Consider the following 488-nt stretch of genomic DNA (forward strand, 5'->3'; position numbering starts at 1 on the left):
TTCACCACGATGTTGATGCCACCCACGCTCAGGGTCTTCACCCCGTCCGGCGCGCTGATGGTGAAGTCCCCCGTCACCGTGGTCGACTCCTTGCTGCTGTCCGCCCCCGCCGACTCATTCTCGCCGCGGGTCGCCAGCAGGTCGTCTTCGTACACCTTCGCATCCCCGCCCTCGCCCTTGGGTGTCAGGTTGGTGATGGTCACCCCGTCATCGTCGTTCTTGATGGTCAGGGTCAGGGTCGCCGTGCTCACGTCTCCGTCCGCATCCGTCAGGGTGTAGGTGAACACTTCACTGCCCACCCCGCCCCCGGTCAGCGCCTTGAAGTCACCGTCGTTCGGGTTGAGGGTGTAGGTGTAGGTGCCGTTGGCATTGAGCACCAGGCTGCCGTAGGTCCCGCTCAGGGTGCCCGCGGTCACCGCCGCGCCATCCGCCCCCTGCACGTCGTTGGTGATGACGTTGCCATTGAGGACCAGGTTGTTCTCGCTCGC

The 488-nt window shown here is 65.2% G+C and carries 1 protein-coding gene; it reads right to left on the reverse strand.

Annotated features, from left to right (window positions below; translation table 11 throughout):
- Window positions 1–488, reverse strand: a 488-nt coding sequence (locus J9893_RS09440) for a VCBS domain-containing protein (RefSeq protein WP_210600930.1), incomplete at both ends; no start/stop codon positions are given.

The sequence above is a fragment of the Aeromonas sp. MaB10011B genome, assembly GCF_017939325.1.
Classification (GTDB): domain Bacteria; phylum Pseudomonadota; class Gammaproteobacteria; order Enterobacterales; family Aeromonadaceae; genus Aeromonas; species Aeromonas caviae.